Origin of the sequence: Rhodococcus sp. 05-2255-1e (assembly GCF_002259025.1) — a bacterium.
Classification (GTDB): Bacteria; Actinomycetota; Actinomycetes; order Mycobacteriales; family Mycobacteriaceae; genus Rhodococcoides; species Rhodococcoides fascians.
This window is the reverse complement of the sequence record NZ_NOZE01000023.1, coordinates 317,884-343,136: the sequence shown is the minus strand read 5'-3', so window position 1 is coordinate 343,136 and position 25,253 is coordinate 317,884. Positions and strand designations below refer to the sequence as shown.

Genomic DNA, 25,253 nt, shown 5'->3' with positions numbered 1-25,253 from the left:
TCTTCCAGGAGTTGTGACGTGGACCGTGCCCTACCGACGACACCACCGTTGTTCGCGAGCGTGAACGATGTTCAGGCCCGTCTGGCCGAGACGGGGTATCTGGCCGACAAGGCCACGGCCACATCGGTCTTTCTCGCCGATCGCCTCGGCAAGCCGCTGTTGATCGAGGGTCCCGCCGGAGTCGGCAAGACCGAATTGGCGCGCGCGGTCGCGCAGTCGACCGGAGCCGAACTGGTGCGACTGCAGTGCTACGAGGGCGTCGACGAGGCGAGGGCTCTGTACGAGTGGAACCACGCCAAACAGATCCTGCGTATCCAATCCGGCTCGAGTGCCGACTGGGACTCGACGAAGCTCGACGTGTTCTCCGAGGAGTTTCTGCTGGCTCGGCCACTGCTGCAGGCCATTCGCCGAACCGAGCCGACCGTGCTCCTGATCGACGAGACCGACAAGGCAGATGTCGAGATCGAGGGCTTGCTGCTCGAGGTGCTCAGCGACTTCGCGATCACCATTCCCGAGCTGGGCACGATCACGGCGGAGCGCACCCCGTTCGTCGTGTTGACCTCCAATGCCACGCGTGAACTGTCGGAAGCTCTCAAGCGCCGCTGCCTGTTCCTGCACCTCGACTTCCCCGACGCGGACCTCGAGCGTCGAATCCTGGCCAGCCGCGTTCCCGAACTGCCCGAGGCGATCGCGGAGCAGATGATCAAGACCGTCCGCGTGCTCCGCGGGATGCAGCTCAAGAAGTTGCCGTCGGTGGCCGAGACGATCGACTGGGGTCGCACACTCCTGGCCCTCGGCATGGACACCCTCGACGACGACGCGGTCCGGTCGACGCTCGGAGTCGTGCTCAAGCATCAGTCCGATCAGGTGCGCGCCGCCGCCGAACTGCGGCTGAACTGACATGCTCGCCCCACACGGAATTCCCGGGCATCTCGTCGGCTTCGTCGAGGCGTTGCGTAAGCGTGGGATCTCGGTGGGGCCGTCGGAGACCGTGGATGCCGGACGCGTCCTGTCGGTGTTGGATCTGTTGGACAGAGAAGCGGTCCGCGAAGGGCTGGCCTGCGCGCTGCTGAGACGTCCGACGCACCGCGGGGTGTTCGACGCGTTGTTCGACCTGTGGTTTCCGGTGGCATCGGGTACCAGGGATTCGGGGCAGATCGACACCGCGCTGCCTCGCACCGAGACAGGCGAGGTCGATATCGATGCGTTGCGTGAACTGATCGTCGAACTGCTCTCGGACGACTCGGCGGAGGCGGCCGAACTGACCCAGATGCTGGCGGCCCAGATGGTCGAAGAGCTCGGTCAGTACAAGTCATCGAACGGGCCGTCGTTCTCGGCCTATCAGGCGTTGCGTGATGTCGCTCCCGACACGCTGCTCCGCAAGATCCTCGACGGCCTGCTGGGCCGAAGTGACGATACGCCGGATCGGCCCACCGACGACTACGAGTCGGAGGTGGCCAAACGGACTGCAGCGCAACGCATTGCCGACCTACGCAAGATGGTCGAGAGCGAGACGAGGCGACGGTCGGCCGAGAAACTGGGCCGCGACCGGGTAGCGAGCTACGGCGTGCCGAAACTGGCGGAGGAAGTCGATTTCCTGCGTGCCTCGGACACGGAGATGGTTGCATTGCGGCGTAACGTCGCACCGCTGGCGCGGTTGCTGGCCTCGCGACTTGCGGTGCGCCGCAGTCGAAGCAGGCACGGCTCCATCGATCTGCGACGCACGCTGCGCAAATCCATGTCGACCGGCGGTATTCCCATCGACCTGGTGGAGCGTAAGCCGCGTCGGGCCCGGCCGGAACTGGTTGTGCTGTGCGATGTCTCGGGGTCGGTGGCCGGATTCAGCAACTTCACCCTGCTGCTGGTGCACGCTCTTCGTGAACAGTTCTCCCGGGTACGAATCTTTGCGTTCGTCGACTCCACCGACGAGGTGACTCGGTTCTTCGATTCCGGGGCAGACCTCGGGGCCGCCATGAGCCGGATCGTGCGTGAAGCGGACCTGGTGACCTACGACGGCCATTCCGATTACGGGCATGCCCTGACGACATTCGACGAGAAGTACGCGCAGGTCATCACCAGCCGCAGTTCGGTTCTCGTTCTGGGCGATGCCCGGACGAACTATCGAGAACCGAAGCTGCCGGCGTTAGCCCGAATCGTCTCGGTGGCCAAGCACGCCTACTGGCTCAACCCCGAGCCCAAATCTCAGTGGGGATCCGGTGATTCGGCGGCCAAGGTGTATGCGGACGTGATTGCGATGCACGAGTGTCGGTCGGCCCAACAGCTCGCGACGGTGGTCTCACGACTGTTGCCGGTATGAGGCGTGTAACCGGCGTCGCTGTCACGGACGTAGAATCGACGGTTGTGCAGCACGAATCCGGCCCCGGTGAGGACACGAACACCACGCCGACTCTCCGGTTGGGGGTCATGGGCGGCACTTTCGATCCCATTCACCACGGTCACCTCGTGGCTGCGAGCGAGGTGGCTGCCACGTTCGGTCTGGACGAGGTCATCTTCGTTCCCACCGGGACCCCGTGGCAGAAGGAGGGCCGGTCGGTCAGCCCGGCCGAGGATCGCTACTTGATGACGGTCATCGCCACCGCGTCGAATCCTCGGTTCTCGGTGAGCCGGGTCGACGTCGACCGGGAGAAGTCGACGTACACCGTCGACACCCTGAGGGATCTTCGAGCGCAGCACCCCGATGCCGAGTTGTATTTCATCACCGGTGCCGATGCGCTCGAGTCCATCCTGACGTGGCAGAACTGGGAGGAGCTCTTCGAGCTCGCGAAGTTCGTCGGAGTGACGCGGCCGGGGTTCGAGCTCGGCGTCGATCATCTGGCCAACCATCTACGATCGTTGCCCGCCGACACTCTCACATTGATGGAAATCCCGGCACTCGCGATATCGTCGACGGACTGCCGACGTCGTGCCGGTGAAAATCGGCCGGTCTGGTACCTCGTCCCGGACGGCGTCGTGCAATACATCTCGAAGAGGAACCTCTATCGACCACGGGGCGCGCAGCGCCTCGACGGATCCGTCACCATGTCGGAACCGGCGCCACAGAAGAAGCAACCGGCCGGGTCGGTCACCAGCGCAGTGACCGCGAACCCGAGCCATACGAGTGGGAGTACACCGAAGTGACTGCAACAGCCGAAGCCGCCGAGATGGCGCGTATCGCCGCGCTCGCAGCCGACGACAAACTGGCCAGCGACGTGGTGATCCTCGACGTCTCCGACCAGCTCTACATCACCGATTGCTTCGTGATCGCCTCCGCGCCCAACGAGCGTCAGGTCAACTCGATCGTCGAGAACATCGAGGACCAGCTTCGTGAGGCCGGACACAAGCCGGTGCGTCGCGAGGGCACCAGAGAGGGCCGCTGGGCGCTGCTGGACTACTCCGACATCGTGGTGCACGTCCAGCACAACGAGGAGCGCAACTTCTACGCGCTCGAGCGGCTGTGGAAGGACTGCCCGACGATCGAGGTTCCGGGCCTCGGTCAGCATCCGGCACCGGAACCGGAGCAATGATCCGGCGGCTCATCCTGCTTCGCCACGGTCAGACTGACTACAACGCCACCGACCGTATGCAGGGCCAGCTCGATACCGATCTGTCCGAGCTGGGCCGCAGTCAGGCGAAGACGGCTGCGGCCGAACTGGCTGTCCGCGCGCCCATCCGCATCGTCTCGTCCGATCTCAAGCGCGCTCTCGACACTGCGGAAGCTCTCGGGGATGCGGCTGGAGTCGCGGTGTCCACGGACGAGCGGCTGCGGGAGACACATCTCGGCGACTGGCAGGGACTCACCCACACCGAAGTGGACGACATCGCCCCCGGTGCGCGTCCGGCCTGGCGTGCCGACGCAACCGTCGCCCCGCCCGGTGGGGAAAGTCGCATCGACGTTGCGAACCGCAGCGTGCCGCTGGTGCGTGAGCTCCTCGGCGGCGTCCCCGAGTGGGGTGCCGACGGCGACCAGCGACCACTGGTGCTCGTGGCGCACGGCGGGTTGATCGCTGCCCTGACCGCAGCGTTGCTCGCACTGCCGACCGATCGCTGGCCAGTGCTCGGCGGCCTCGCCAACACCAGCTGGGTACAGCTCGGTGCGCACGGACCCGGTGACAACCCGTCCTGGCGGCTCGACGTCTGGAACGCCTCGGCGCGGGTGGCCAGTGACGTCCTCTGAGGAGGCCGCCGCGCGCCCCGTGCTGCTCGTGCTGGCGGACTCGCTGAGCTATTACGGACCCGAGGGCGGGCTGCCGGTCGACGATCCTCGACTATGGCCCAATATCGTTGCTGCAGAGCTGGATTGGGATGTCGAGCTGGTAGCCCGCATCGGCTGGACGAGCCGCGATGCGTGGTGGGCTCTGACCCAGGATCCGCGAGTGTGGGCGGTGATACCGCGGGCCGGTGCCGTCGTACTCGGAATCGGCGGCATGGACTCGTTGCCGTCGCCGCTACCGACCGCGTTGCGTGAGCAGATCCGCTACATCCGTCCGCCCGCACTTCGGCGGGTCGTTCGCGCGGGTTATCAAGCGGTGCAGCCGGTTCTGTCGCATCTCGGTTGGCCGGTGGCGCTTCCGCCGCGATTGAGTGTCGACTACCTCGAACAGACCCGCGCCGCATTGGCCTACGTGCGGCCGGAATTGCCCGTCGTCGGTACCTATCCGTCGGTGCATCGGTGCGACGCCTACGGGCAGGTGCATTCGGGGCGCGAGCCCGCGGTGCGAGCGCTGCGTGCCTGGAGCGACGAACGTAGTGTTCCCATGGTCGATCTCGCGGAGGCAGTTCGTCCGAACATCGACTCCGAGAACGCCAACCCCGACGGAATCCACTGGGGTTGGGACGCACACGTGGCTGTGGCCGACGCAATGCTGACGGTGTTGCGACCGGTGGCAGCGGCGGCAGCGATCCGGCACCCATGACCGTCGCCGTCGTCACCGATTCGTCGTCCTGCCTGCCCGTGTCCGTAGCCGCCGAGTGCGGTATCACGGTGGCACCGCTGCATGTGTTGGTGGACGGCGTCGACCATCGTGAGGGTATCGACGAGATTCCCGAACGATCGACCGACGGAAAGCCGGTGACGACCGCGGGGGCGTCTCCGGGCGAGCTGACCGAGGTCTATGCCGCAGCTCTCGAACGCAGTCGCGGGGCGGGCGTCGTCGCACTGCACATCTCCCGGGGCCTGTCGAGCACCTGGGAGGCTGCGCGGCAGGCCGCCGAGCAGATCGGATCGTTGGTGAAGGTTGTCGATTCCGGTTCTGCCGGAATGGGATTGGGCTACCCGGCGCTGGCAGCAGCGTATGCCGCAGCGGGTGGAGCCGGACTCGACGAGGTCTACGACGATGCTGTGCGCAGGTCTGCGTCGTCGAGATGTTTCATCGTCGTCGATCGATTGGATCACCTGCGCCGCGGCGGCCGTATCGGCACTGCCGCAGCCCTGCTCGGTACGGCCCTGGCGATGAAGCCGGTGCTGCACATCAGCGATGGTGCGCTGGTGTTGCGCGAGAAGACGCGAACCTCCTCGAAGGCACTGAGCAAGCTGGTGGACGCGGCAGCTGCCGCGGCGGCCGACATCGGTACGGATTCCGGGGTTGTCGTGGCGGTGCATCATATGCAGTGCGCCGAGCGAGCCGAGGACGTCTCTGCCCTGCTGATGGCGCGTATCCCGGGCCTGACCAGCGTCGACGTGCTGCCGTTCGGTGCGGTGCTCGGTGCACACGTCGGTCCCGGTGCCGTCGGCGTAGTCGTCGCTCCTGGTCATCGGTAGAGCGTATCGAGCCGCGTCATCCACAGACTCTCGGTTGTGCACAGGGCAGTTCGTGACCACCGTTCGCCCCGGTCGGGTCCGTCCGGAAGGCGCTAGCGTCCTGAGACATGGGCGGCGACGACGATCGGGCACACACGGTGGCACGATTGAATTCCGTGCGGAGGCAGAGTGATTCCGCGCGCGCCGAGCCGCGCCGAGTCGACGAATTCGATGGCCCCCAGGGCGAGGCGCCGATCGGGCAACCACAGGACGGCGTCGTGCGTCCCGATCCGGAGTGGCTGCTTCCTGCCGCGCAGCGTCCCGAATCACCATGGTCGTCGTTGTTACCGCAGCGGTGGCGATTCGCGCGGATGGATCCCGGCCGACCCGGTGTGAAGGCGTTGGCGGCGGCGGGTGTGTTCGTGGTCCTCGTCGCCGGCTTCGCGGTGTTTCGAGATGCGCCGACGCCTGCGCCCGCACCACCTCTGGCGGTGGTCTCCACCGACGCCGCCGATACCCGCGCGCCGGACTCGGCGATGTCCGAATCCGGGTCGGTGGGCCGGTCGCCGGACAAGACGGCCGGCACGGCACCGGTTGTCGAAACAGAACTTGTCGTCAGTGTCGTCGGACTCGTCGCGCATCCCGGTCTCGTTCGGCTGCAACCAGGCTCGCGCATCGCCGACGCCTTGGCCGCAGCGGGAGGGGCTGTGGAGGGTGCCGATCTGTTGGCGCTGAACTTGGCAGCTCGGGTGTCGGACGGCGATCAGATCGTCGTGGGGCTCGTGCCGGCCCCGGCGGCCCCTCCGGTCAGCGGCACCACGTCGGGTCAGGGCCCTGGACCCGACAGTGGTGCCGGTTCGACCACGGACCAGGCGGGCCCTGCCGCCGGCGGCGCGGTGGACCTCAATACGGCCACGGTCGCAGAATTGGATGCGCTGCCCGGTGTGGGACCGGTGACGGCAACGTCGATCGTGAGCTGGCGAGACACGAACGGCCGCTTCGTATCGGTCGATCAGCTCGCCGAGGTCGACGGTATCGGCCCGGGCCGGCTCACCAAGATTCGCGATCTGGTCCGAGTCTCGTGACCGGGGTGCCGTCGTCGACGGACTCGGAGGAACCAGTTCCTTTCGACATCCGCCTCATTCCGGCGGCGGCGGCATCCTGGTCGATCACTGCGGCCGGTATTCTCGCCGGTCCGAGCGCGGCGGTGAAGGCCACGGTGGTGACGTGCGCGATCATGGTGCTGGGAGCCGTTGTGCTGCAAAGGATCTCCGAGGGTCGAGTGGACGCCGTGAGGCACGTGTGGTCCGGGGCGGCCGCGGTGATCGTCGTGGCGCTGTGCTTCGGCGGTGCGATCTGGCTTCAGATGCGCTCGGTGGCGGAGCATCCAGTGGCTGCGGCCGCGCAGAATCGGGCATGGATCACGGCAGTGGTCGATCTCGAAGAAGATCCGCGACGCCTACCCGCGCCCGGGCCGCCGATGGTGATGTTGCAGGCGGAGATGACCCGCGTCGATGTCGGCGGCGAGGCGCTCTACGCCGGCGGCCGGGTATCGATCGTGGCGCCGGAGTCGACATGGTCGGCACTACTTCCGGGCCAGCAGATCACGGTCCGAGGCCGGCTCGGGGTGCCCACCAGGTCCGATATGACCGTGGCCGTCATCCGAACGACCGGTCCGCCGGTGGCAGTAGGTGAGCCCGGACCGGTCTCGTCGGCGGCGGGCTCGTTTCGCTCGAATCTGGCAGACGTGGCGCAGAATTCGCTCCCGTCGGACCGGGCAGGTCTACTGCCGGGCCTCGTCGTGGGCGATGTCTCACGATTGGACGAGCAGGTAGTCGAGAACTTCCGAGCCGCGGGCTTGACGCATCTGACGGCGGTGTCGGGTGCGAACTTCTCGATCCTGATCGGTGCCGTGCTGTTGGTGTTGCGCGGCATAGGGATAGGGCCTCGCGCCACCGTCACGATTGCCTTCGTCGTTCTGATCGCCTTCGTCGTCGTGGCCAGACCGTCCCCGAGCGTGTTGCGCGCCGCGGTGATGGGGTCGATCGGTTTGCTGGCCTTGGTGACCGGCAGACGGAAGCAAGCGGTCCCGGCCTTGTGCGGCGCGGTGTTGGCACTACTCGGGTGGTGGCCGCGGCTCGCCGTGGACGTCGGATTCGTGCTGTCGGTGTTCGCCACCGCGGGGCTGGTGCTGGTGGCGCCGATCTGGGTGGACTGGCTGCGGGCCCGAGGATGGCCCCGGGCAGCTGCGGAGGTGGTGGCGGTCGCCGCGGCGGCCCACGTGGTGACGGCGCCCGTCGTCGCGGCAATGGCGGGAACCTTCAGCGTGGTGGGTGTGATTGCGAACGTACTGGTCTCGCCGGTCGTCGCCCCCATCACCGTGGTAGGCACTGTGACTGCGGTGTTGGCTGTGGTCAGTACCTCGCTCGCCGACATGACGGTGCAACTGGCGTCGGCACCGTTGTGGTGGTTGATCACGGTGGCCGAGCGTGCCGCGTCGGTGCCGGCAGCATCGGTCGTCGTTCCGGAGGGTGTCCGAGGAATCGCGGCGGCGACCGTCGGCACAGTCGTGCTCCTGGGCGCGCTGCGATGGGCGTTGTTCCGCTGGGTGTCGGCCACGTTCGCGATTGCACTTCTGGCGCTGTGGACGGCCCACGTCGTGTGGTGAGTGACGGTCCGAAGCGGATGTCCGTGGTGTCGGCGGCGCATGGCACGATCATGGTCGTGACTTCGAGTGTGGCTCCTCTGCATCTGGTACTCGGCGACGAGGAACTACTGATGGATCGTGCGGTGGCCGCGATCGTGACGCAGGTGCGCGCGAATGCGGCGATCCCGGGGGAGGACCTGCCGGTGACCCGGCTGCGGACCGGTGACGCAAGTGCTCCCGAGCTCGCCGAACTGCTGAGTCCGTCGCTGTTCGCCGAAGACCGTGTCGTCGTACTCGAGGCGGCGGCCGAGGCCGGTAAGGATGCAGTCGCTCTGGTGCTCGACGCGGCTACCGATCCACCGGAGGGCGCCGTCGTGGTGGTCATGCATTCCGGCGGCGGCCGCGCCAAAGCGATGGTCGGTGCCCTCCAGAAATGCGGGGCTCAGGTCCACGAATGCGTCAAGCTCACCAAACCGGCCGAGCGGATCGATTTCGTTCGAGGCGAGTTTCGCGCGGCGGACGTCCGCGTCAGCGGCGAGGTGATCGAGGCTGTCGTCGAGTCCGTCGGTAACGAACTCCGCGAATTGGCCTCGGCGTGTTCACAGTTGGTCTCCGATACCGGAGGCAAAGTCGATCTGGCCGCCGTGCGTCGGTACTACTCGGGCAAAGCGGAGGTATCGGGATTCGACGTCGCGGACAAGGCCGTCATCGGTGATCGAGCCGGCGCTCTCGAAGCCTTGCGGTGGGCGATGCACCGGGGAGTGGCCCACGTTCTTCTCGCGGATGCGCTCGCCGATGCCGTGCGCACCATCGCGCTCGTCGGCTCGGCCGGTCGCGGTGACCCGTTCCGGATGGCAGGCGAACTGGGAATGCCACCCTGGAAGATCAAGAAGGCGCAGGGCCAAGCGCGCGGCTGGAACGGCCGCTCGATAGCGCAGGCCCTGCGTGTGGTGGCGCAGCTGAACGCCGACGTCAAAGGTCAAGCAGCGGACGCGGACTACGCGGTGGAGCGAGCTGTCGCCGAGGTCGCCTCGTTGGGTGACCGCTAGCGGCGTGCCCGGCGCACGGCAAAGCCCGCTGCGTCCTTGTCGGATGCAGCGGGCTCGGTCGAGCTCAGTACGAGATCAGAGCTTGTTGACTGCGAGAGCCAGTGCCGACTTCTTGTTCGCGGCCTGGTTCTTGTGGATGACGCCCTTGCTGGCAGCCTTGTCGAGCTTGCGGCCGGCATCGAGGAGAATCTCGGAAGCCTTGTCCTTGTCGCCCGCAGCCTGTGCCTCGCGGAACGAGCGGATGACGGTGCGAAGGGAGGACTTCACCGACTGGTTGCGCAGGCGTGCACGCTCGTTGGTGAGAATCCGCTTCTTCTGGGACTTGATATTGGCCACGCGTAAAATCCTTGTCGTCTTCGTCGGTATTCCGGTCAGGGCGATCCATGCTGGAATGCCCGAAGTCTGCTGCTGAGCGTTGAGCCCTGCGCCGAAGATCGAGAATACCAGCACAGGACGGCAGAACCCAATCCGGCGTCGCCCTCCACAGCCGTTTCAAGAATTTAACGCTTCTACCGCGCCTAACTCCTGTCTCTGTAGCAACATTGCCAGGATGAGTCCGCGATCGGCAACGCATGCCGCCTCCAAGGCCAAAGCGACCAGAACGAAGTCAGCGGATCGTGTCGAACCCGATGCAGACGGGGTGTTCGGGGGGTACTCCGACGTCGGAAAGTACAGCCTCGCCTTCGACGAGATGTTCGACTCGGACGGTCGTACTCGAACGCCGTACAAAGGAATCCACACGGCGCTCGCCCCGGCGAACGCCGTGGACCTGGACGCCAGATCGGATGCGCTCGGACGCGCGTTCGTCGACCAGGGCATCACGTTCTCGCTGTCCGGCCAAGAACGCCCGTTCCCGCTCGACCAGGTGCCCCGCGTCATCGCAGCAGGGGAGTGGTCGCGTCTGGAACGCGGCATCAAGCAACGCGTCAAGGCTCTCGAGATGTTTCTCGCCGACATCTACGGAGACCAGGAAATCCTGCGAGACGGCGTCGTTCCGAAACGGCTGATCACGTCGTGCGAGCACTTCCACCGTGAGGCCGTCGGCATCACCCCGCCCAACGGCGTACGTATCCACGTCGCCGGAATCGACCTCGTGCGCGACGCGCAGGGCACGTTCCGTGTCCTCGAAGACAACCTGCGTTCACCCTCGGGCGTCTCCTACGTCATGGAGAACCGCCGGACCATGGCCCGGGTGTTCCCGGACCTGTTCGCCAGTCACCGCGTGCGTGCCGTCGGCGACTACGCCTCGCACCTGCTGCGGGCACTGCGCGCATCGGCCGCCCTCAACGAGGCCGACCCGACCGTGGTGGTTCTCACTCCCGGCGTGGCGAACTCGGCGTACTTCGAGCACTCGCTGCTCGCTCGGCTGATGGGCGTCGAGCTCGTCGAAGGTCGAGACCTGTTCTGCCGAGACAACATCGTCTACATGCGCACCACCGAGGGTGAGCGTCAGGTCGACGTCATCTACCGACGCATCGACGACGACTATCTCGACCCCATGCAGTTCCGTCCCGACTCGGTGCTGGGAGTAGCAGGTCTGGTCAACGCCGCCCGCGCAGGCAACGTCGTCATCTCGAGTGCCGTCGGAAACGGCGTCGGCGACGACAAGCTCGTCTACACCTACGTTCCCACCATCATCGACTACTACATGGGCGAGAAGCCGCTGCTGGCCAACGTCGACACGTTCCGGTGCTGGCTCGACGACGAGTGCGAGGAAGTCCTCGACCGCATCGACGAACTGGTCATCAAGCCAGTGGAAGGTTCTGGCGGCTACGGCATCGTCTTCGGACCCGACGCCTCGCCGAAGGAACTCGCCACCATCAGCAAGAAGGTCCGCGCGGATCCGCGCGGCTGGATCGCCCAGCCCGTCGTACAGCTCTCGACGGTGCCGACGAAGATCGGCGATCGCTTGGTACCCCGCCACGTCGACCTGCGGCCGTTCGCGGTCAACGACGGCGACGACGTCTGGGTGTTGCCCGGCGGTCTGACCCGGGTGGCGTTGCCGGAGGGGTCCCTGGTGGTGAACTCCAGCCAGGGCGGTGGCAGCAAGGACACCTGGGTGCTCGCCACTCGGACCTCTCAGGAGGAGCAGGAACTTACCGGCGACGAGATCGTCAGCGTTCCGCCGGAGTCACCGATGGCCGAACAAGGCCCGGAGCTGACGATGGACCAACAAATGAATCAGCAGCAGCAACAGCAACAGCAGCAGGCAACGAACTCGGACTCGAACGGCGGTGGACAGTAAATGCTCGCGCGCAACGCAGAGTCGCTCTACTGGATCGGGCGGTATGTGGAGAGAGCGGACGACACGGCCCGCATTCTCGATGTCACCGTCCACCAGCTTCTCGAAGACGCCACAGTCGATCCCGACCACACTTCGCGAGTGTTGTTGCGAGTGCTCGGTTTCCAGCACGAGCCGGACGTCTCGCTCGACGTGTGGTCGCTTACCGAGGTCGTCGCCTTCAGCCGCGACGGATTGGGTTCGATCGTGGACTCACTGTCGAGTGCGCGCGAGAACGCCCGAGGTGCGCGTGAAGTCACGTCCAGTGAGATGTGGGAGTGCTTGAACACCACGTACAACGGATTGAACGAGCGCATCAGGGCGTCCAAGCGCACCGGCCCGGCCGAGTTCTTCAGCTACATCGAGGAGCGCGCCGCGATGTTCGCCGGTCTCGCGGACTCCACCCTCAGCCACGACGACGGCTATCGCTTTCTCCTGCTCGGTCGCTCGGTCGAGCGCATCGACATGATCGTTCGGTTGTTGCTCTCGCGAGCCGGTGACCGGCCGTCGTCGCCGGCGTGGGTCACTGTGCTTCGCTCGGCCGGTGCCCACGACACCTACCTGCGCACCTACCGCGGCGCGCTCGATGCCCAGCGAGTACTGGAATTCATGTTGTTGGACAGGCTCTTTCCGCGTTCGGTGTTCTACGCACTCAACGAGGCGGAACGATCACTCGATCAGCTCGACCATCAGCCCAACAGTCGAGTCGGTGCGCGCGCAGAGGCGCAGCGTCTACTCGGTCGCGCTCGCAGCGAACTCGAATTCCTGCGTCCCGGTGAAATTCTCGACGATCTGCAGGAGCGCCTGCTCTCCCTGCAGGAAACCTGCCGTGAGCTCGGTGATGCGATCTCCAAGCAGTATTTCCACGCCGCTCCGTGGGTGGCGTGGACGGACGCCGGCTCGGGAACATTCGAAGATCAATTGGAAGGTGAACTGTGAGCTGGCGTATGCGTGTCGTGCACACCACGGGCTATCAGTACGACGCACCGGTGACGTCGTCGTACAACGAGGCTCGACTGACGCCGCGAAGTGACAATCGGCAGAACGTGATTCTCAACCGAGTCGAGACCAACCCGGTGACGCGTTCCTACCGCTACACCGACTACTGGGGGACAGCGGTGACGGCGTTCGACCTGCACGCACCGCACACCGAGCTCGAGGTCACCGGATCGTCGGTGGTCGAGACCGATCCCTTCGTCTACCCGGATGAGAGTGCCTCCTGGGAGGAACTCGCGAGCGACCAGGTGATCGACCGCTTCAACGAGGTGCTCGACAACACCGAGTACGTGCCGAAGAACCGGCAACTCGCGTCGGTCGCGAAGAAGCTGTCCAAGGGTCTGCCGCCGCAGGAATCGGTCGTCGAGATCTCCAACTGGGTCAACCAGGAGATGTCGTACGTTCCCGGTACCACCGGTGTGCACACCTCGGCGGTGGAGGCCTGGTCGGAGAAGAAGGGTGTCTGTCAGGACTACGCCCACCTGACGCTGTTGATGCTGCGCAGCGTCGGCATCCCCAGTCGGTACGTCTCGGGCTACCTGCATCCGAAGAAGCAGGCCGCGATCGGTGCGACGGTCGAGGGCCAGAGCCACGCCTGGATCGAGGCCTGGACCGGTGCGTGGTGGGGCTACGACCCGACCAACGCCATCGCCGTCAACGAGCAGCACGTGTCGGTCGGACTCGGCCGTGATTACGCCGACGTCCCGCCGCTCAAGGGCATCTTCTCCGGCGGCGGTTCGACGGCTCTCGACGTGGTCGTGGAGATCACGCGACTGGCCTAGCGTCGTGCGCGTTTTGCGTACCCAGGGATACGCAAAACGCGCACGAGGTCAGTTCCAGCCGTAGTCCCGACGCAACCGATCTGCCACGGACTCGAACTGAGCTCTACCGAGGATTGCGCCTTCGCGACGAATGCCGTCCTCGGGCACATCGAGAACTCGGTCCAGACGAATCCAGCTCGGTCGCCCCTCGGCGTCCCACGCGCCGGATCCGATCGACTGCCAGTCGCGGTCGCCGTCGCGGCTGCTCTGGCTCGACAGCATCAGACCGAGCAGATCGTTGCCCTCGCGCCCGATGACCAGCACCGGGCGGTCCTTGCCCTGAGTGGCGTCTTCCTCGTAGGTGACCCAGGTCCAGACGATCTCACCCGGATCGGCCTTACCGTCCAGATCGGGGGAGTACTCGACGGTCCGCGCCCGTTGGGCGGTCGGCCTGGTCTGCGATGCCACCGGACGGCCGGGGCGAGGTGCAGGAGCCGGTGTGCGCGACGCGCTTCCGGAGATCGCGTCCTTGCCCTTCTGTAGCGCACCGGAGTTCTGTAGTTGACGCAGTAGCCGCGGGCCCTCGCGCATCGCGATCTTGCCCAGTTCCTTGCCGAATCTGCTCCAGTTGCCAGCCATGCGGCGAGTGTAGCCACGGCGGCAGCGCTACAAACCGCCCTGACTCACCGGGGGACCAGCCACGACGGACAGCCGGGGACGGCGCACCGTTCCGCTCGTGGGACGATAGGGAAACCCGTTCGCTCATTTCGAACACGCCAGCCGAAGGATACGAGTGCCCAGCTTCGCCGACACGACGTTCACCGATCCGTCCAGGATCAGGAACTTCTGCATCATCGCCCACATCGACCACGGAAAGTCGACGCTGGCAGACCGAATGTTGCAGCTCACCGGCGTCGTCGACGACCGGTCGATGCGTGCGCAGTATCTGGACCGGATGGACATCGAGCGCGAACGCGGCATCACCATCAAGGCGCAGAACGTGCGTCTGCCCTGGGTCGTCGACGGCGAAGAATTCGTTCTGCACCTCATCGACACACCCGGCCACGTCGACTTCACGTACGAGGTGTCCCGCGCGCTCGAAGCGTGTGAAGGTGCTGTCTTGCTCGTCGACGCTGCTCAAGGCATCGAGGCGCAGACGCTGGCGAACCTCTACCTGGCTCTCGACAAAGAGCTCACCATCATCCCCGTGCTCAACAAGATCGACCTGCCTGCTGCCGACCCGGATCGTTACGCCGCCGAAATCGCGCACATCATCGGATGCGAGGCCGACGACGTGCTGCGGGTGTCCGGCAAGACCGGAGTAGGCGTCGAGGAACTGCTCAACGAGGTCGTCAAGCTGGTGCCGGCTCCGGTCGGCAACCCGGACGGGCCTGCCCGCGCGATGATCTTCGACTCGGTCTACGACACCTACCGAGGCGTCGTCACCTACGTCCGAGTGGTCGACGGCGCACTCAACCCTCGTGAGAAGGTCACGATGATGTCGACCGGCTCGACGCACGAGTTGCTCGAAGTCGGCATCGTGTCGCCGGACCCGAAGGCCACGAAGGGCCTGGGCGTCGGCGAGGTGGGGTACCTGATCACCGGCGTCAAGGACGTCCGTCAGTCCAAGGTCGGCGATACCGTCACCACGTTCCGCAAGGGTGCTACCGAGCCGCTGACCGGTTACCGCGAGCCACGGCCGATGGTCTACTCGGGCCTTTACCCACTCGACGGCTCCGACTACCCGGACCTGCGCGACGCCCTCGAAAAGCTTCAGCTCAACGACGCGGCCCTGACCTACGAGCCGGAGACCTCCGTGGCTCTCGGATTCGGCTTCCGCTGCGGCTTCCTGGGGTTGCTGCACATGGAGATCACCCGCGAGCGGCTCGAGCGTGAATTCAACCTCGACTTGATCTCGACCTCGCCGAACGTCGTCTACCGCGTCGAGATGGAAGACGGTGCCGAGCACATCGTCACCAACCCGTCGTACTGGCCCGAGGGCAAAGCGCGGGAAGTGTTCGAGCCCATGGTCAAGTGCACCATCATTTCGCCGAGCGAGTTCATCGGTTCCATCATGGAGCTGTGTCAGGGACGACGAGGCGAGCTCGGCGGTATGGACTACCTGTCGGAGACTCGTGTCGAACTGCGCTACACGATTCCGATGGCCGAGATCATCTTCGACTTCTTCGACATCCTGAAGTCTCGTACTCGTGGATACGCCAGCCTCGACTACGAGGAGATCGGCGAGCAGAGCGGAGCGCTGGTGAAGGTCGACATCCTGCTGCAGGGCGAGGCCGTCGACGCCTTCAGCGCGATCGTCCACAAGGACGCCGCTGCGGCCTACGGCAACAAGATGACGACCAAGCTGAAGGAACTGATTCCGCGGCAGCAGTTCGAGGTGCCGATTCAGGCTGCTATCGGATCTCGCATCATTGCCCGCGAGAACATCCGCGCCATCCGTAAGGACGTGCTTGCCAAGTGCTACGGCGGCGACATCAGCCGTAAGCGCAAGCTGCTCGAGAAGCAGAAGGAGGGCAAGAAGCGAATGAAGACCATCGGACGGGTCGAAGTTCCGCAGGAAGCCTTCGTGGCGGCACTGTCCTCGGAGTCCTCGTCGGACAAGCCGAAGAAGTAGGGACGGGACTTCCGCTCTCCGAAATCGTTGTAACGCAACCTTTCCGGCCCCGCACCGTGTTCTCGGTGCGGGGCTGGTGTTTGCGCGGGGCTGGTGCGTTCGAGGGTCAGGCGATGTGGGGGCCTGCTCGGGCGTGGGATTGTCGGGGTTGTCGGTAGGGGTCGACGGTGGCCGGCGGTACGAACCAAGGGTGGTTGTCGGTGCCGATGAATACTTCCCAGTCGCTGTGGTGGACGAGGCGGTGGTGGAATCCGCACAGGAGGACGAGGTTGTCCATGTCGGTGGGGCCACCGTCGGTCCAGTGCCAGATGTGGTGACCTTCGGTCCAGGCGGCGGGTTTGCCGCAGCCGGGGAACGCACAGCCGTGATCGCGGGCAGTCAAGGCGCGTTTCTGTTTCGCGGTGACGGTACGGGCGGTGCGGGCGAGGTTGAGTGGGTTGCCGTTCTCGTCCATGACGATGGCGGTGAGGAGGCAATCGCAGGCGAGTTGGCGAGAGGTGTTGCGGGAGAGGGGTCCCATCCAGGGCAGCCACCCGACCGACGTGCCGTCACCGAACAAGTCGCGATACGCGCCGCGGTCGGCGGCGACTGGATCTGTGTCGGATTCTGTTGCTGCGCGTGAGGTTTCGTCGTCTGTTATGTCGTCGGCACTGTCGCGGAGGTCGGTAAGGTCCTGCAACCGGATGTGCAGGTTCAGGTGCGGGCGTTCACCGCCTTCGATGGGGCGGTCACTGGTGGCGAGGTATTGGTCGAGGATGTGCCCGAAGGCGTCGGCTCGTCTCTTGGCGGGGCTGCGGTCGTCTGGGGTGCCGTCGGCTGCGGGGTGGGGTTCGGTCAACGGGGAAAGTGCGGTGAGCAGCTTTTCTCCGGTGATCGCGTCGAAATCCATCTTCGCCACGAGACGTCCGTTGAGGGTTTTCGAGGCGAAGAGTTCGTTGCGGTCGGTGTCCTCGGCGGCCGGCTTCTTGCCGCCGAAGGTGTCCTGCAACTTGGTGATGGCTGCGCGGATGCGGTCGGTGCGGGCTTCGGGCCCGGTGGCGGCGGCGATCAGAGCTTTACGTGCGGCATCGCGGCCCTCTTGGGGGAGGTTCTTCGGGGGTGTTTCGGCGAAGGTGAGGATCAGGGCGGCGTGGTCGATGGTCATGACGCCGGTGTTGACGGCGTCGGCGATGTCGGGGAAGTTCTTCATGCCGCGGGCGAGGGCGACGATCTTGGTGGCTTTGGATGGTGAGAGCAGGGTGGTGGAGGTCAGCCAGCCGGCGGGTCCGGGGAACCCGAGCTTCTCTCGGCTCACGCGGGTGTCGATGTCGGCGACGAGAGCGATGCGCCGTGCTTCGAGCAGTTGGATCTTGTGGGAGACATCAGCAGCGTCGGCGAGGAGTTCTGTCTCGCTCAGTTGCCAGATCTCCGTTGCCATGGACCAAGTGTATCGAACAAGTGTTCGACTGGCAACCATAGTGCAATCGAAAACTATTGCTGTGCACAAGGTTTCGGGAAGAGGAAGGTGTCGGTGGTCCGTGATATCGCTCGGAGAGTACATTTCGAATCTGTGACGACACCGATCCTGAAGAAATTGCGTGTTCCCGTTGTCGGTGCGCCCATGGCGGGCGGTCCGAGTACTCCCGAGCTCGCCCGGGCTGTGTCCGAGGCCGGCGGACTCGGAATGATTGCCGGCGCGTTGCTGACGCCGGATGCCCTTGCTGCGCAGGTGGATTCGATGCGTGGCCTGGTGTTCGGCGTCAATCTTTTTCTACCCGAGGAGCCGTCGGGCGCGGATGTCGACTCCTACGCCCAGCATCTGGCATCGTGGTTCGAGCGATTCGACGCCGAACCCGGCGTGCTCAAACGCCGCGATGATTACTACCCGGAGAAATTCGCCTGGCTGCTTGCCCATCCGGTGCCGGTGGTGTCGAGTACTTTCGCCACCTTCGATGCCGACGAGGTTGCCCAGCTGCATTCGGTGGGAACCGAAGTGTGGGCAACGGTGGCAACCGCCTCCGACGCGTCCATCGCCACCGCGAACGGTGTGGACGCGCTGGTGGTGCAGGGGCCCGAGGCGGGCGGACACCGAGGCACGTTCGACGGGTCGGCTCCGGAAGAGCCGTTGACGGAGTTGCTGGTCGCAGTGCGCGAGATATCGGATCTGCCCCGAATCGCGGCCGGCGGGCTCATGGACGGCAACGACATTGCGCCGCTGCTGGATTCGAGTGCTGCGCATGCAGCCCAGCTGGGTACCGCGTTTCTGAACACTCCCGAGGCAGGAACGAAGCCCGTGCACCGCGAGCAGCTGGCCAGTGCGTCGGGTACCGCCGTGACGAAGGCGTTTTCGGGCCGTCCTGCGCGGGGCTTGGTGAACGAGTTCATGCGCGAGAACTCCGACGCCGCCCCGCTGGCGTATCCCGATCTGCACTATCTGACCGCGCCGTTGCGCGCGAAGGCCGCAGCTGCGGGTGACCCATCGGGACTGTCGATGTGGGCCGGGACCGGCTATCGCCGCGTTCAGGCGAAACCGGCGGCCGAGCTGGTCGCCGAATGGGCGAGACAACTCGGCCGCTGAACCGGACAGCTCAGGGGTTGGCGTGGGCGGGCTGGAAGTGTCCCGATGCCTGCGCTTCCTCTGCTCGGATGACGTGCACCACGGCGTTGATCAACGCCAAGTGCGTGAATGCTTGCGGAAAGTTGCCGAGGTGTCGGCCGGTGCGATGGTCGATCTCTTCGGCGTAGAGCTTGAGCGGGCTCGCGTAGGCAAGCAGTCGTTCGCACAGGTGCTTGGCGCGCGGGAGTTCGTCGATCTCCACCAGAGCGGACACGAGCCAGAAAGAGCAGATCGTGAACGTGCCTTCCTCGCCGGACAAACCGTCGTCGGTGGTGTCGGTTCGATAGCGCAGAACCAGGCCGTCCTCGGTCAACTCGTCGGCGATGGCGAGCACGGTTGCACGAATACGCTCGTCGTCGGCCGGCAGAAACCGCAGGAGCGGTGCGAGTAGCAACGACGCGTCCAGAGAGGGATCTCCGTACCGCTGCGTCAGCACGCCGCGCGAGTCCACGCCGTTGTCCAGGATGTCGGCCTTGATCTCGTCGGCGATTTCGTTCCACTTGGTCGAGTAGTCCTTCTCGCCGTGGATATCGGCGAGCTTCGCACCGCGATCGAGCGCAACCCAACACATCAGCTTCGAGGACGTGAAGTGCTGGGGCTCACCGCGTACCTCCCAGATGCCACGGTCGGGTTTGCGCCAGTTCGCGATCGCTTCCTCGACCTGCCGTTTGAGCAGAGGCCACAGGAACTCCGGGACGTGTTCACGCGACTTGACATGCAGGTACACAGAGTCGAGCATGGTGCCCCAGATGTCGTGCTGCTCTTGGTCGTAGGCACCATTGCCGATACGTACCGGCCGGGCGCCGTCGTACCCGGACAAGTGCGGCAGCTCGGCCTCGTCGAGGGTCTTCTCACCGCCGATGCCGTACATCACCTGAAGCGGGTTGACCTCGCCGTCTGCACTGGTGGCTACATCGGACATGAAGGCGAAGAAGTCGTTGGCCTCACGGTCGAGCCCGAGCGTGTACAGACCCCACAGAGCGAATGTCGAGTCGCGGACCCAGGTGTAGCGATAGTCCCAATTACGTTCCCCACCAGGTGTTTCGGGTAGCGACGTGGTCGACGCGGCGAGCAGTGCTCCCGTGGGTGCGTAGGTCAGTCCTTTGAGGGTCAGAGCGCTGCGCTGGAGGTAGCCGCGCCACGGATGATCGGGGAATCGGCCGATGGTGATCCACTGCCGCCAGCATTCGGAGGTCTGCCACATCTTGCTGGCCGCTTCCTCGAACGTCTGCGGTGCGGGAAGATCGGACCACGACAGCGCGACGAAGATGTTGTCGCCTTCCGTCATTCGGGTTCGCGCGCGTGCTTCGCGGCCCTCGATGCCGATCCGAAGATTGGTGGTCAATTTCAGGGTGGGCTGGTCGCCGTCGGCGCTCGCCTCGCAGGTCGCGGTGGTCTCCTCGTACACCTTGCCGGTGTACTCCCATGTCGCGGGTGCCCGATGGTAGTCGAAGGCGGGCTCGCAGCTCATCTCCAATTCGACTGTGCCGCTGACACATTTGATGGTCCGAAGCAAGATGTGCTCGGCATCCCAGTCGCTCGGTGCGCGCTTGTGAGTTCGAGAACGCTGGTCGGTGTTGTGCCAGGGGCCCATCACCAACGCGTCACGCACGATGAGCCACCCGGTCTCGGTCTGCCAGGTCGTCTCCACGATGAGGCCGCCGGGCAGGTATCGACGAGCGGCGGGTACCGACTGTCCGTACGGCCCGACGCGGAAGTGGCCCGCGCTTCGATCGAGGACGGCACCGAAAATACTGGGGGAGTCGGGCCGCGGTACACACATCCATTCGACGGAGCCGTTTCGGGCGATGAGGCACGTCGTCTCGCAGTCCGAGAGAAATGCGTAGTCGTCGATGGGCGGAAACGCGCTGCGGTAGGAGACCAACGTGGACACCGGCGCATCGGTGCTGCCCAACGCACCTTGGACTTCCGTTCCGCCCAGGCCTGGATGTCCTGAGCCCATGGCCGGCTCCTCGGCGACCGGGGGCACGGGCGAAACCTCATCGAATGCCGTCATGGCGTAATCATCGACCGATCCGTGGCAGCCGTCCACTGAGAGGCCGTACTCGGCGTGGCGCGGCTCAGGTGGAGCCCTGGTTTAAGCTGCGAGGATGGAATCGTTCGCGCGGTGGTGGGACGGCGTCGAGCTGTGGGTGACGGGCCTTCCGTTCGTTCCGCAGTCGGTGGTCGTCCTCGCAGTGCTCGTTCCGGTTGCGTTCGTCTCGGCTCGGGTGTTCGATCGCGTGCTGGCAGTGATCCTGCGCGTGTTGGGCCGTGACGCCAGCGCAGCACGCGAGGCCGAGCTCTCGGCCTCGACGTCTACGACGAAGGATGGACTGTAATGCCGCGGTCTCGGGTGACATGGGCTCTGATCGCGCTGCTGGCGTTGGTCGTCATCGCGTGGTTGATCACTCGCTGACACGCGCCCGTCGTGCACATGCACGACTCCTCTGATTAGAGTCGGTCCGGAACCTCTGCTAGATTCCTGACCGTGTCTTCTGCCGCCGAGTACCGCGTCCGCCACCAGTTGGCGTTGATTGCTGTCGGCATGCTGGCAGTCGCCGATATCGACTGTTGTTGATTCTTTCCTTCGCGAATCGGTTTCGTCGATCCACTGTCGCCGCGTAGCGCAGTGTGTCCGCACGACGGACCGGAGTCCGTGCCGCCAGTTCGCTGCTTCGCCGGCCGGGTCCTGACTGCTACGGCGCTCAGCGCGAATCTCCTTGCGTGTCTTGTGTTCTTTCCTCATCGTCACACCACCATGAAAGGCCTTTCGCAATGAGGCATCGTTCTCGTTATCTGCTCACCACGTTCGCAGCTGTGGGAACTCTTCTGGTCACCGCCTGCGGCGGCGGTTCCAGCGATGTCGTCGGGGGCGGGTCGGACACTGCCAGTGGCCCGGCTCTGACACTCGTCGGCTACGCAGTGCCGAAGAACGGCTGGGACGCAATCGGTCCGGCGTTCGCAGCCACCGAGGATGGAGAGGGTACGGCGATCAACGCCGACTACGGCGCATCCGGAAACCAGTCGCGCAAGGTCGCCGACGGCGCGCCTGCGGACATCGTCAACTTCTCCGTCGAGCCGGATGTCACTCGACTTGTCAAGGCGGGCAAGGTCGACGAGGACTGGAACCAGAACGCGTACGGCGGGGTGCCGTTCGGCTCGGTGGTGACCATCGTCGTCCGCGAGGGCAATCCGAAGAACATCCAGACGTGGGACGACCTGATCAAGCCCGACGTTCAGGTCATCAGCCCGAGCCCCCTCAGCTCCGGATCGGCGAAGTGGAACCTGCTCGCGCCGTACGCCGCCAAGAGCAACGGTGGCCAGGACAAGCAGGCCGGTCTCGACTTCGTTCGTACGCTCGTCGCCGATCACTTCCCTGTGCAGCCCGAATCCGGCCGCGCCGCAACCGAAGCGTTCCTGCAGGGGCAGGGCGACGCGTTACTGAGCTACGAGAACGAGGCACTGCTCATCGAAGAGCAGGGACAGAAGGTGGAGCACGTGGATGTTCCCGTCACCTTCCGCATCGACAACCCGGTGGCAGTGATCAACAGCAGTGCGAACCTCGAGCGTGCCAACGCACTCAACGATTTCGTCTACTCCGACGAAGGCCAGAAGATCTGGGCCGAGGCGGGTTTCCGGCCGACCAATCCGGAGATCGCCTCCGAATACTCGGACAAGTTCTTCACGCCCGAGAAGCTCTACACCATCGATGATCTCGGCGGCTGGACTCAGGTCGACGCCGACCTGTTCGGAGACAACGGCGCAATTGCGACGATCTACCAGGAAAGTACTCGGTAGATGTCGTCGCTGACCGGTGAACCCGCGGCCCCGGGTTCGATCGTCCCGCCCAGTGCGACACCTCGGTTTCGTGCTGGGCGGGAAGGTCGCAAGTTCCGGGGCCCCGGTTCGGTGGGTCCGCTGGGCCTCGGTGTCGCCGTTCTGTGGCTCAGTGTCATCGTGCTGCTGCCGTTGGCGGCGTTGACGGTTCAGTCGTTCGACGGCGGCCTCGGTGGTTTCTGGGATGCGGTCACCGAGACACGTGCCATCGCCACGTTCAAGGTGACTCTGCTGGTGTCCGTGGCTGCCGCCGTGATCAACCTCTTTCTCGGCACTCTGATCGCGTGGGTTCTGGTACGCGACGAGTTTCCCGGCAAGCGTTTCGTCAATACCCTGATCGACCTGCCGTTCGCACTACCGACCATCGTGGCGAGCTTGGTGTTGCTGTCGCTGTACGGACCGTCGAGTCCGATCGGCATCGTCTTCAACGCCACCAAGCCTGCGGTCATCGTGGCGCTGCTGTTCGTCACGCTCCCGTTCGTGGTGCGTGCGGTGCAGCCGGTGCTGATAGAACTCGACAAGGATGTCGAAGAGGCGGCCGCATCGCTGGGTGCGAACAACTGGACCATCTTTCGGCGCATCGTGTTGCCGGTACTGCTTCCGGCTGTGCTCTCGGGCGGTGGGCTCGCGTTCGCCCGTGCCATCGGCGAATTCGGGTCGGTGGTGTTGATCGGCGGCAACATCCCCAACGACACGCAGGTCGCTTCGCAGTACATCCGTGAACTCATCGAGTACGACCGGCCGATCGACGCAGCCGCAATCTCCGTGGTGCTGTTGGCAATCGCCTTCGCTGTGCTGTTCGTGCTCCGCATCATCGGCAACAGGTTGGCCAGACGAGAAGAGCAGATCTCGTGAAAATCGGTCTCCCGATCAAACTGTCCCTGCGTGCCGTCGCACTGATCTATCTCGCTGTGCTCGTGCTGTTCCCCCTCGGTGCCATCCTGTTTCGCACGTTCGAGGACGGGGTGGTGGCGTTCTGGGAGCAGATCACCACTCCCGCCGCGCAATCCGCTCTCCAACTGTCGCTGTTGATCGTGGCGATCGTCGTTCCCATCAACGTCGTGTTCGGAATCGTCACGGCGTTGGCTTTGGTACGCGGACGGTTCCGCGGCAAGGGGATACTCGAAGCGATCGTGGACCTGCCGTTCGCGGTGTCGCCGATCATCACCGGCGTCGCGCTCATCCTGCTGTGGGGTGCCAACGGATGGTTCGGTGGCATCGAAAGCCTCGGTTTCAAGGTCATCTTCGCGCTACCCGGCATGGTCATCGCGACGATATTCGTCACCTTGCCGTTCGTCGTTCGCGAAGTGGAACCGGTCCTGTACGAGATCGGTGAGGAGCAGGAAGAGGCTGCCTCGACCCTGGGTGCGAGCACCTGGCAGACGTTCTGGCGAATCACGTTGCCTGCCATCCGATGGGGACTGACCTACGGCGTGGTGCTCACCGTCGCACGTTCGCTCGGAGAATTCGGCGCGGTCATCATGGTCTCCACCAACCTGCCCGGCATTTCCCAGACGCTCACACTGCTGGTCAATTCACGGTACGAGGACTTCAATCAGCAGGGCGCATATGCGGCGTCCACGTTGCTCATGGCGATCGCCGTCATCGTGCTGCTGCTGATGACGGTTCTCGACAAGAAGAGGACGAAGTAATGACCGAGACATCTTCCGAGATCGAGATCTCCGTGGTCGGCGCGAACAAGCGCTACGGCGATTTCGCCGCCCTCGACGACGTCAGCATCGACATTCCGAAGGGCTCGTTGACGGCGCTGCTCGGACCCAGTGGCTCGGGCAAGTCCACGCTGCTTCGATCCATCGCAGGCCTCGAGCAGCTCGATACGGGCCGAGTGGTGCTGGCAGGCCAGGACGTCACCTGGGTGAGCCCGCAGCGTCGCGAGATCGGGTTCGTGTTTCAGCACTACGCCGCGTTCAAACACCTGACGGTGCGCGACAACGTGGCATTCGGCTTACAGATCCGCAAGCGGCCCAAGGCCGAAATTGCCAAGAAGGTCGACGAACTGCTCGAGATCGTCGGTCTGGCCGGTTTCCAAGGCCGCTACCCGGCGCAGCTCTCCGGAGGACAGCGTCAACGCATGGCGCTGGCACGTGCACTCGCCGTCGACCCGCAGGTTCTCCTCCTCGACGAGCCCTTCGGGGCCCTCGATGCCAAGGTGCGCGCAGATCTACGGACGTGGCTGCGCCGATTGCACGACGAGGTGCACGTCACCACCGTGTTGGTGACTCACGACCAGGAAGAAGCGCTCGACGTCGCCGATCGAATCGCGGTGCTGAACAAGGGCAGAATCGAACAGGTCGGCACCCCGGAGGATCTCTACGATCGCCCTGCCAACAACTTCGTGATGTCGTTCCTCGGTCAGGTGGCCAGGCTGAACGGACTTCTGGTGCGCCCGCACGACATTCGTGTCGGACGCGACCCGTCGTTGGCACAGGCGCAGGCGAGTGGCACGGCAGAATCTGCCGGGGTGACGCGGGCCGTCGTCGAACGGGTCGTACGCCTCGGCTTCGAGGTGAAGGTCGAGCTCAAGAACGCGGCCACCGGCGAGTTGTTCGCGGCGCAGATCACGCGCGGCGACAGCGAGGCGCTGGGGCTGCACGAGGGCGAAACCGTCTACGTCCGCGCGACTCGGGTTCCGACGATCACGGATACGACCGAATCGGCTCCGGTGCACTGATCGGACGAGCAGTACCGTT

The 25,253-nt window shown here is 65.0% G+C and carries 25 protein-coding genes; 21 read left to right on the top strand and 4 right to left on the bottom strand.

From position 1 onward, the window contains the following. The first annotated feature begins 18 nt into the window (after window positions 1-18). From CH262_RS16285 to holA, 10 genes are all read left to right on the top strand, one after another. Window positions 19-900: an AAA family ATPase gene (locus CH262_RS16285; protein ID WP_027497532.1), complete on the top strand. Its 882-nt coding sequence runs from the start codon at window positions 19-21 to the stop codon at window positions 898-900. Window position 901: 1 nt separating this feature from the next. Next, the gene (locus CH262_RS16280; protein WP_032384541.1) at window positions 902-2,317 is read left to right on the top strand and encodes a vWA domain-containing protein; all 1,416 of its coding nucleotides are present in this window, start codon (window positions 902-904) and stop codon (window positions 2,315-2,317) included. Window positions 2,318-2,424: 107 nt separating this feature from the next. Further along, window positions 2,425-3,138, top strand: a complete 714-nt coding sequence (gene nadD / locus CH262_RS16275; protein ID WP_027497530.1) for a nicotinate-nucleotide adenylyltransferase — start codon at window positions 2,425-2,427, stop codon at window positions 3,136-3,138. Beyond that, window positions 3,135-3,524 (top strand): ribosome silencing factor, encoded by a 390-nt coding sequence (gene rsfS, locus CH262_RS16270; RefSeq protein ID WP_027497529.1) that lies wholly within the window; start codon window positions 3,135-3,137, stop codon window positions 3,522-3,524. Before nadD ends, rsfS begins: the two co-directional genes overlap by 4 nt. Then, on the top strand, window positions 3,521-4,174 hold the full coding sequence (locus tag CH262_RS16265) for a histidine phosphatase family protein (protein WP_032384542.1): 654 nt from the start codon (window positions 3,521-3,523) through the stop codon (window positions 4,172-4,174). The genes rsfS and CH262_RS16265 overlap by 4 nt, the downstream gene beginning before the upstream one ends. Next, the gene (gene octT, locus CH262_RS16260; protein WP_032384543.1) at window positions 4,161-4,913 is read left to right on the top strand and encodes a diglucosylglycerate octanoyltransferase; all 753 of its coding nucleotides are present in this window, start codon (window positions 4,161-4,163) and stop codon (window positions 4,911-4,913) included. Before CH262_RS16265 ends, octT begins: the two co-directional genes overlap by 14 nt. After that, complete coding sequence (locus CH262_RS16255) at window positions 4,910-5,758, top strand: DegV family protein (protein WP_032384544.1); 849 nt, start codon at window positions 4,910-4,912, stop codon at window positions 5,756-5,758. Before octT ends, CH262_RS16255 begins: the two co-directional genes overlap by 4 nt. Window positions 5,759-5,865: 107 nt before the next feature. After that, window positions 5,866-6,822, top strand: a complete 957-nt coding sequence (locus tag CH262_RS16250; RefSeq protein WP_080731722.1) for a ComEA family DNA-binding protein — start codon at window positions 5,866-5,868, stop codon at window positions 6,820-6,822. Beyond that, the gene (locus CH262_RS16245; protein WP_094717938.1) at window positions 6,819-8,405 is read left to right on the top strand and encodes a ComEC/Rec2 family competence protein; all 1,587 of its coding nucleotides are present in this window, start codon (window positions 6,819-6,821) and stop codon (window positions 8,403-8,405) included. The genes CH262_RS16250 and CH262_RS16245 overlap by 4 nt, the downstream gene beginning before the upstream one ends. A gap of 56 nt (window positions 8,406-8,461) precedes the next feature. Further along, on the top strand, window positions 8,462-9,433 hold the full coding sequence (gene holA / locus CH262_RS16240; protein ID WP_027497523.1) for a DNA polymerase III subunit delta: 972 nt from the start codon (window positions 8,462-8,464) through the stop codon (window positions 9,431-9,433). Window positions 9,434-9,508: 75 nt separating this feature from the next. Here the strand turns inward: holA and rpsT are convergent, their stop codons facing one another. Next, the gene (gene rpsT, locus CH262_RS16235; protein WP_027497522.1) at window positions 9,509-9,769 is read right to left on the bottom strand and encodes a 30S ribosomal protein S20; all 261 of its coding nucleotides are present in this window, start codon (window positions 9,767-9,769) and stop codon (window positions 9,509-9,511) included. Between the two features lie 355 nt (window positions 9,770-10,124). On the opposite strand from rpsT, the gene CH262_RS16230 reads away from it, so the two are divergent. From CH262_RS16230 to CH262_RS16220, 3 genes are read left to right on the top strand one after another with little or no spacing between them, the layout of a single operon-like run. After that, complete coding sequence (locus CH262_RS16230) at window positions 10,125-11,678, top strand: circularly permuted type 2 ATP-grasp protein (RefSeq protein ID WP_228139415.1); 1,554 nt, start codon at window positions 10,125-10,127, stop codon at window positions 11,676-11,678. Next, a complete protein-coding gene (locus CH262_RS16225) occupies window positions 11,679-12,653 on the top strand; it encodes an alpha-E domain-containing protein (RefSeq protein WP_027497520.1) in 975 nt (324 codons plus the stop codon). Between the two features lie 8 nt (window positions 12,654-12,661). Then, complete coding sequence (locus CH262_RS16220) at window positions 12,662-13,492, top strand: transglutaminase family protein (protein WP_048318613.1); 831 nt, start codon at window positions 12,662-12,664, stop codon at window positions 13,490-13,492. A gap of 48 nt (window positions 13,493-13,540) precedes the next feature. On the opposite strand, the gene CH262_RS16215 is transcribed toward CH262_RS16220, so the two are convergent. Continuing rightward, entirely contained in the window at window positions 13,541-14,110 is a 570-nt protein-coding gene (locus tag CH262_RS16215; protein ID WP_048318614.1) for a type II toxin-antitoxin system PemK/MazF family toxin, read from the bottom strand. Between the two features lie 148 nt (window positions 14,111-14,258). Here CH262_RS16215 and lepA point away from each other — a divergent pair, with 148 nt between their 5' ends. Beyond that, window positions 14,259-16,106 carry a translation elongation factor 4 gene (gene lepA / locus CH262_RS16210; protein ID WP_045194648.1) on the top strand — a complete coding sequence of 616 codons (1,848 nt, stop codon included), beginning with the start codon at window positions 14,259-14,261 and terminating at the stop codon, window positions 16,104-16,106. 106 nt (window positions 16,107-16,212) lie between these two features. Here lepA and CH262_RS16205 read toward each other — a convergent pair whose 3' ends face one another. Next, the gene (locus CH262_RS16205) at window positions 16,213-17,523 is read right to left on the bottom strand and encodes an HNH endonuclease signature motif containing protein (protein WP_094717937.1); all 1,311 of its coding nucleotides are present in this window, start codon (window positions 17,521-17,523) and stop codon (window positions 16,213-16,215) included. 132 nt (window positions 17,524-17,655) lie between these two features. Here CH262_RS16205 and CH262_RS16200 point away from each other — a divergent pair, with 132 nt between their 5' ends. Beyond that, window positions 17,656-18,663 (top strand): NAD(P)H-dependent flavin oxidoreductase, encoded by a 1,008-nt coding sequence (locus tag CH262_RS16200; RefSeq protein WP_032384545.1) that lies wholly within the window; start codon window positions 17,656-17,658, stop codon window positions 18,661-18,663. Between the two features lie 10 nt (window positions 18,664-18,673). Here the strand turns inward: CH262_RS16200 and CH262_RS16195 are convergent, their stop codons facing one another. After that, window positions 18,674-20,719, bottom strand: coding sequence for a glycoside hydrolase family 15 protein (locus CH262_RS16195; RefSeq protein WP_027497515.1), 2,046 nt, complete (start codon window positions 20,717-20,719; stop codon window positions 18,674-18,676). Between the two features lie 94 nt (window positions 20,720-20,813). Here CH262_RS16195 and CH262_RS16190 point away from each other — a divergent pair, with 94 nt between their 5' ends. The 6 genes from CH262_RS16190 (at window position 20,814) to CH262_RS16170 (ending at window position 25,234) form a co-directional block, all read left to right on the top strand. Continuing rightward, on the top strand, window positions 20,814-21,044 hold the full coding sequence (locus CH262_RS16190; protein ID WP_027497514.1) for a hypothetical protein: 231 nt from the start codon (window positions 20,814-20,816) through the stop codon (window positions 21,042-21,044). A gap of 149 nt (window positions 21,045-21,193) precedes the next feature. After that, complete coding sequence (locus tag CH262_RS28440; RefSeq protein WP_310180897.1) at window positions 21,194-21,283, top strand: Ms4533A family Cys-rich leader peptide; 90 nt, start codon at window positions 21,194-21,196, stop codon at window positions 21,281-21,283. A 197-nt stretch (window positions 21,284-21,480) separates the two neighbouring features. After that, a complete protein-coding gene (locus tag CH262_RS16185; RefSeq protein WP_032368180.1) occupies window positions 21,481-22,503 on the top strand; it encodes a sulfate ABC transporter substrate-binding protein in 1,023 nt (340 codons plus the stop codon). After that, window positions 22,504-23,397, top strand: a complete 894-nt coding sequence (cysT, locus tag CH262_RS16180) for a sulfate ABC transporter permease subunit CysT (protein ID WP_032384546.1) — start codon at window positions 22,504-22,506, stop codon at window positions 23,395-23,397. Continuing rightward, window positions 23,394-24,194, top strand: a complete 801-nt coding sequence (cysW, locus tag CH262_RS16175) for a sulfate ABC transporter permease subunit CysW (protein ID WP_027497511.1) — start codon at window positions 23,394-23,396, stop codon at window positions 24,192-24,194. The genes cysT and cysW overlap by 4 nt, the downstream gene beginning before the upstream one ends. Beyond that, on the top strand, window positions 24,194-25,234 hold the full coding sequence (locus tag CH262_RS16170) for a sulfate/molybdate ABC transporter ATP-binding protein (protein ID WP_032368179.1): 1,041 nt from the start codon (window positions 24,194-24,196) through the stop codon (window positions 25,232-25,234). The genes cysW and CH262_RS16170 overlap by 1 nt, the downstream gene beginning before the upstream one ends. The last annotated feature ends 19 nt before the right edge of the window (window positions 25,235-25,253 follow it).

Bases quoted from the DNA above. Each gene is read 5' to 3' on its own strand.
- CH262_RS16220 (WP_048318613.1), top strand. From the start codon at position 12,662: ATGCGTGTCGTGCACACCACGGGCTATCAGTACGACGCACCGGTGACG.
- CH262_RS16215 (WP_048318614.1), bottom strand. From the start codon at position 14,110: ATGGCTGGCAACTGGAGCAGATTCGGCAAGGAACTGGGCAAGATCGCG.
- CH262_RS16250 (WP_080731722.1), top strand. From the start codon at position 5,866: ATGGGCGGCGACGACGATCGGGCACACACGGTGGCACGATTGAATTCC.
- CH262_RS16230 (WP_228139415.1), top strand. From the start codon at position 10,125: ATGTTCGACTCGGACGGTCGTACTCGAACGCCGTACAAAGGAATCCAC.
- CH262_RS16185 (WP_032368180.1), top strand. From the start codon at position 21,481: ATGAGGCATCGTTCTCGTTATCTGCTCACCACGTTCGCAGCTGTGGGA.
- nadD (WP_027497530.1), top strand. From the start codon at position 2,425: ATGGGCGGCACTTTCGATCCCATTCACCACGGTCACCTCGTGGCTGCG.
- CH262_RS16190 (WP_027497514.1), top strand. From the start codon at position 20,814: ATGGAATCGTTCGCGCGGTGGTGGGACGGCGTCGAGCTGTGGGTGACG.
- CH262_RS16195 (WP_027497515.1), bottom strand. From the start codon at position 20,719: ATGACGGCATTCGATGAGGTTTCGCCCGTGCCCCCGGTCGCCGAGGAG.
- CH262_RS16225 (WP_027497520.1), top strand. From the start codon at position 11,679: ATGCTCGCGCGCAACGCAGAGTCGCTCTACTGGATCGGGCGGTATGTG.
- CH262_RS16265 (WP_032384542.1), top strand. From the start codon at position 3,521: ATGATCCGGCGGCTCATCCTGCTTCGCCACGGTCAGACTGACTACAAC.
- CH262_RS16280 (WP_032384541.1), top strand. From the start codon at position 902: ATGCTCGCCCCACACGGAATTCCCGGGCATCTCGTCGGCTTCGTCGAG.
- CH262_RS16255 (WP_032384544.1), top strand. From the start codon at position 4,910: ATGACCGTCGCCGTCGTCACCGATTCGTCGTCCTGCCTGCCCGTGTCC.
- CH262_RS16170 (WP_032368179.1), top strand. From the start codon at position 24,194: ATGACCGAGACATCTTCCGAGATCGAGATCTCCGTGGTCGGCGCGAAC.
- CH262_RS16205 (WP_094717937.1), bottom strand. From the start codon at position 17,523: ATGGCAACGGAGATCTGGCAACTGAGCGAGACAGAACTCCTCGCCGAC.
- cysT (WP_032384546.1), top strand. From the start codon at position 22,504: ATGTCGTCGCTGACCGGTGAACCCGCGGCCCCGGGTTCGATCGTCCCG.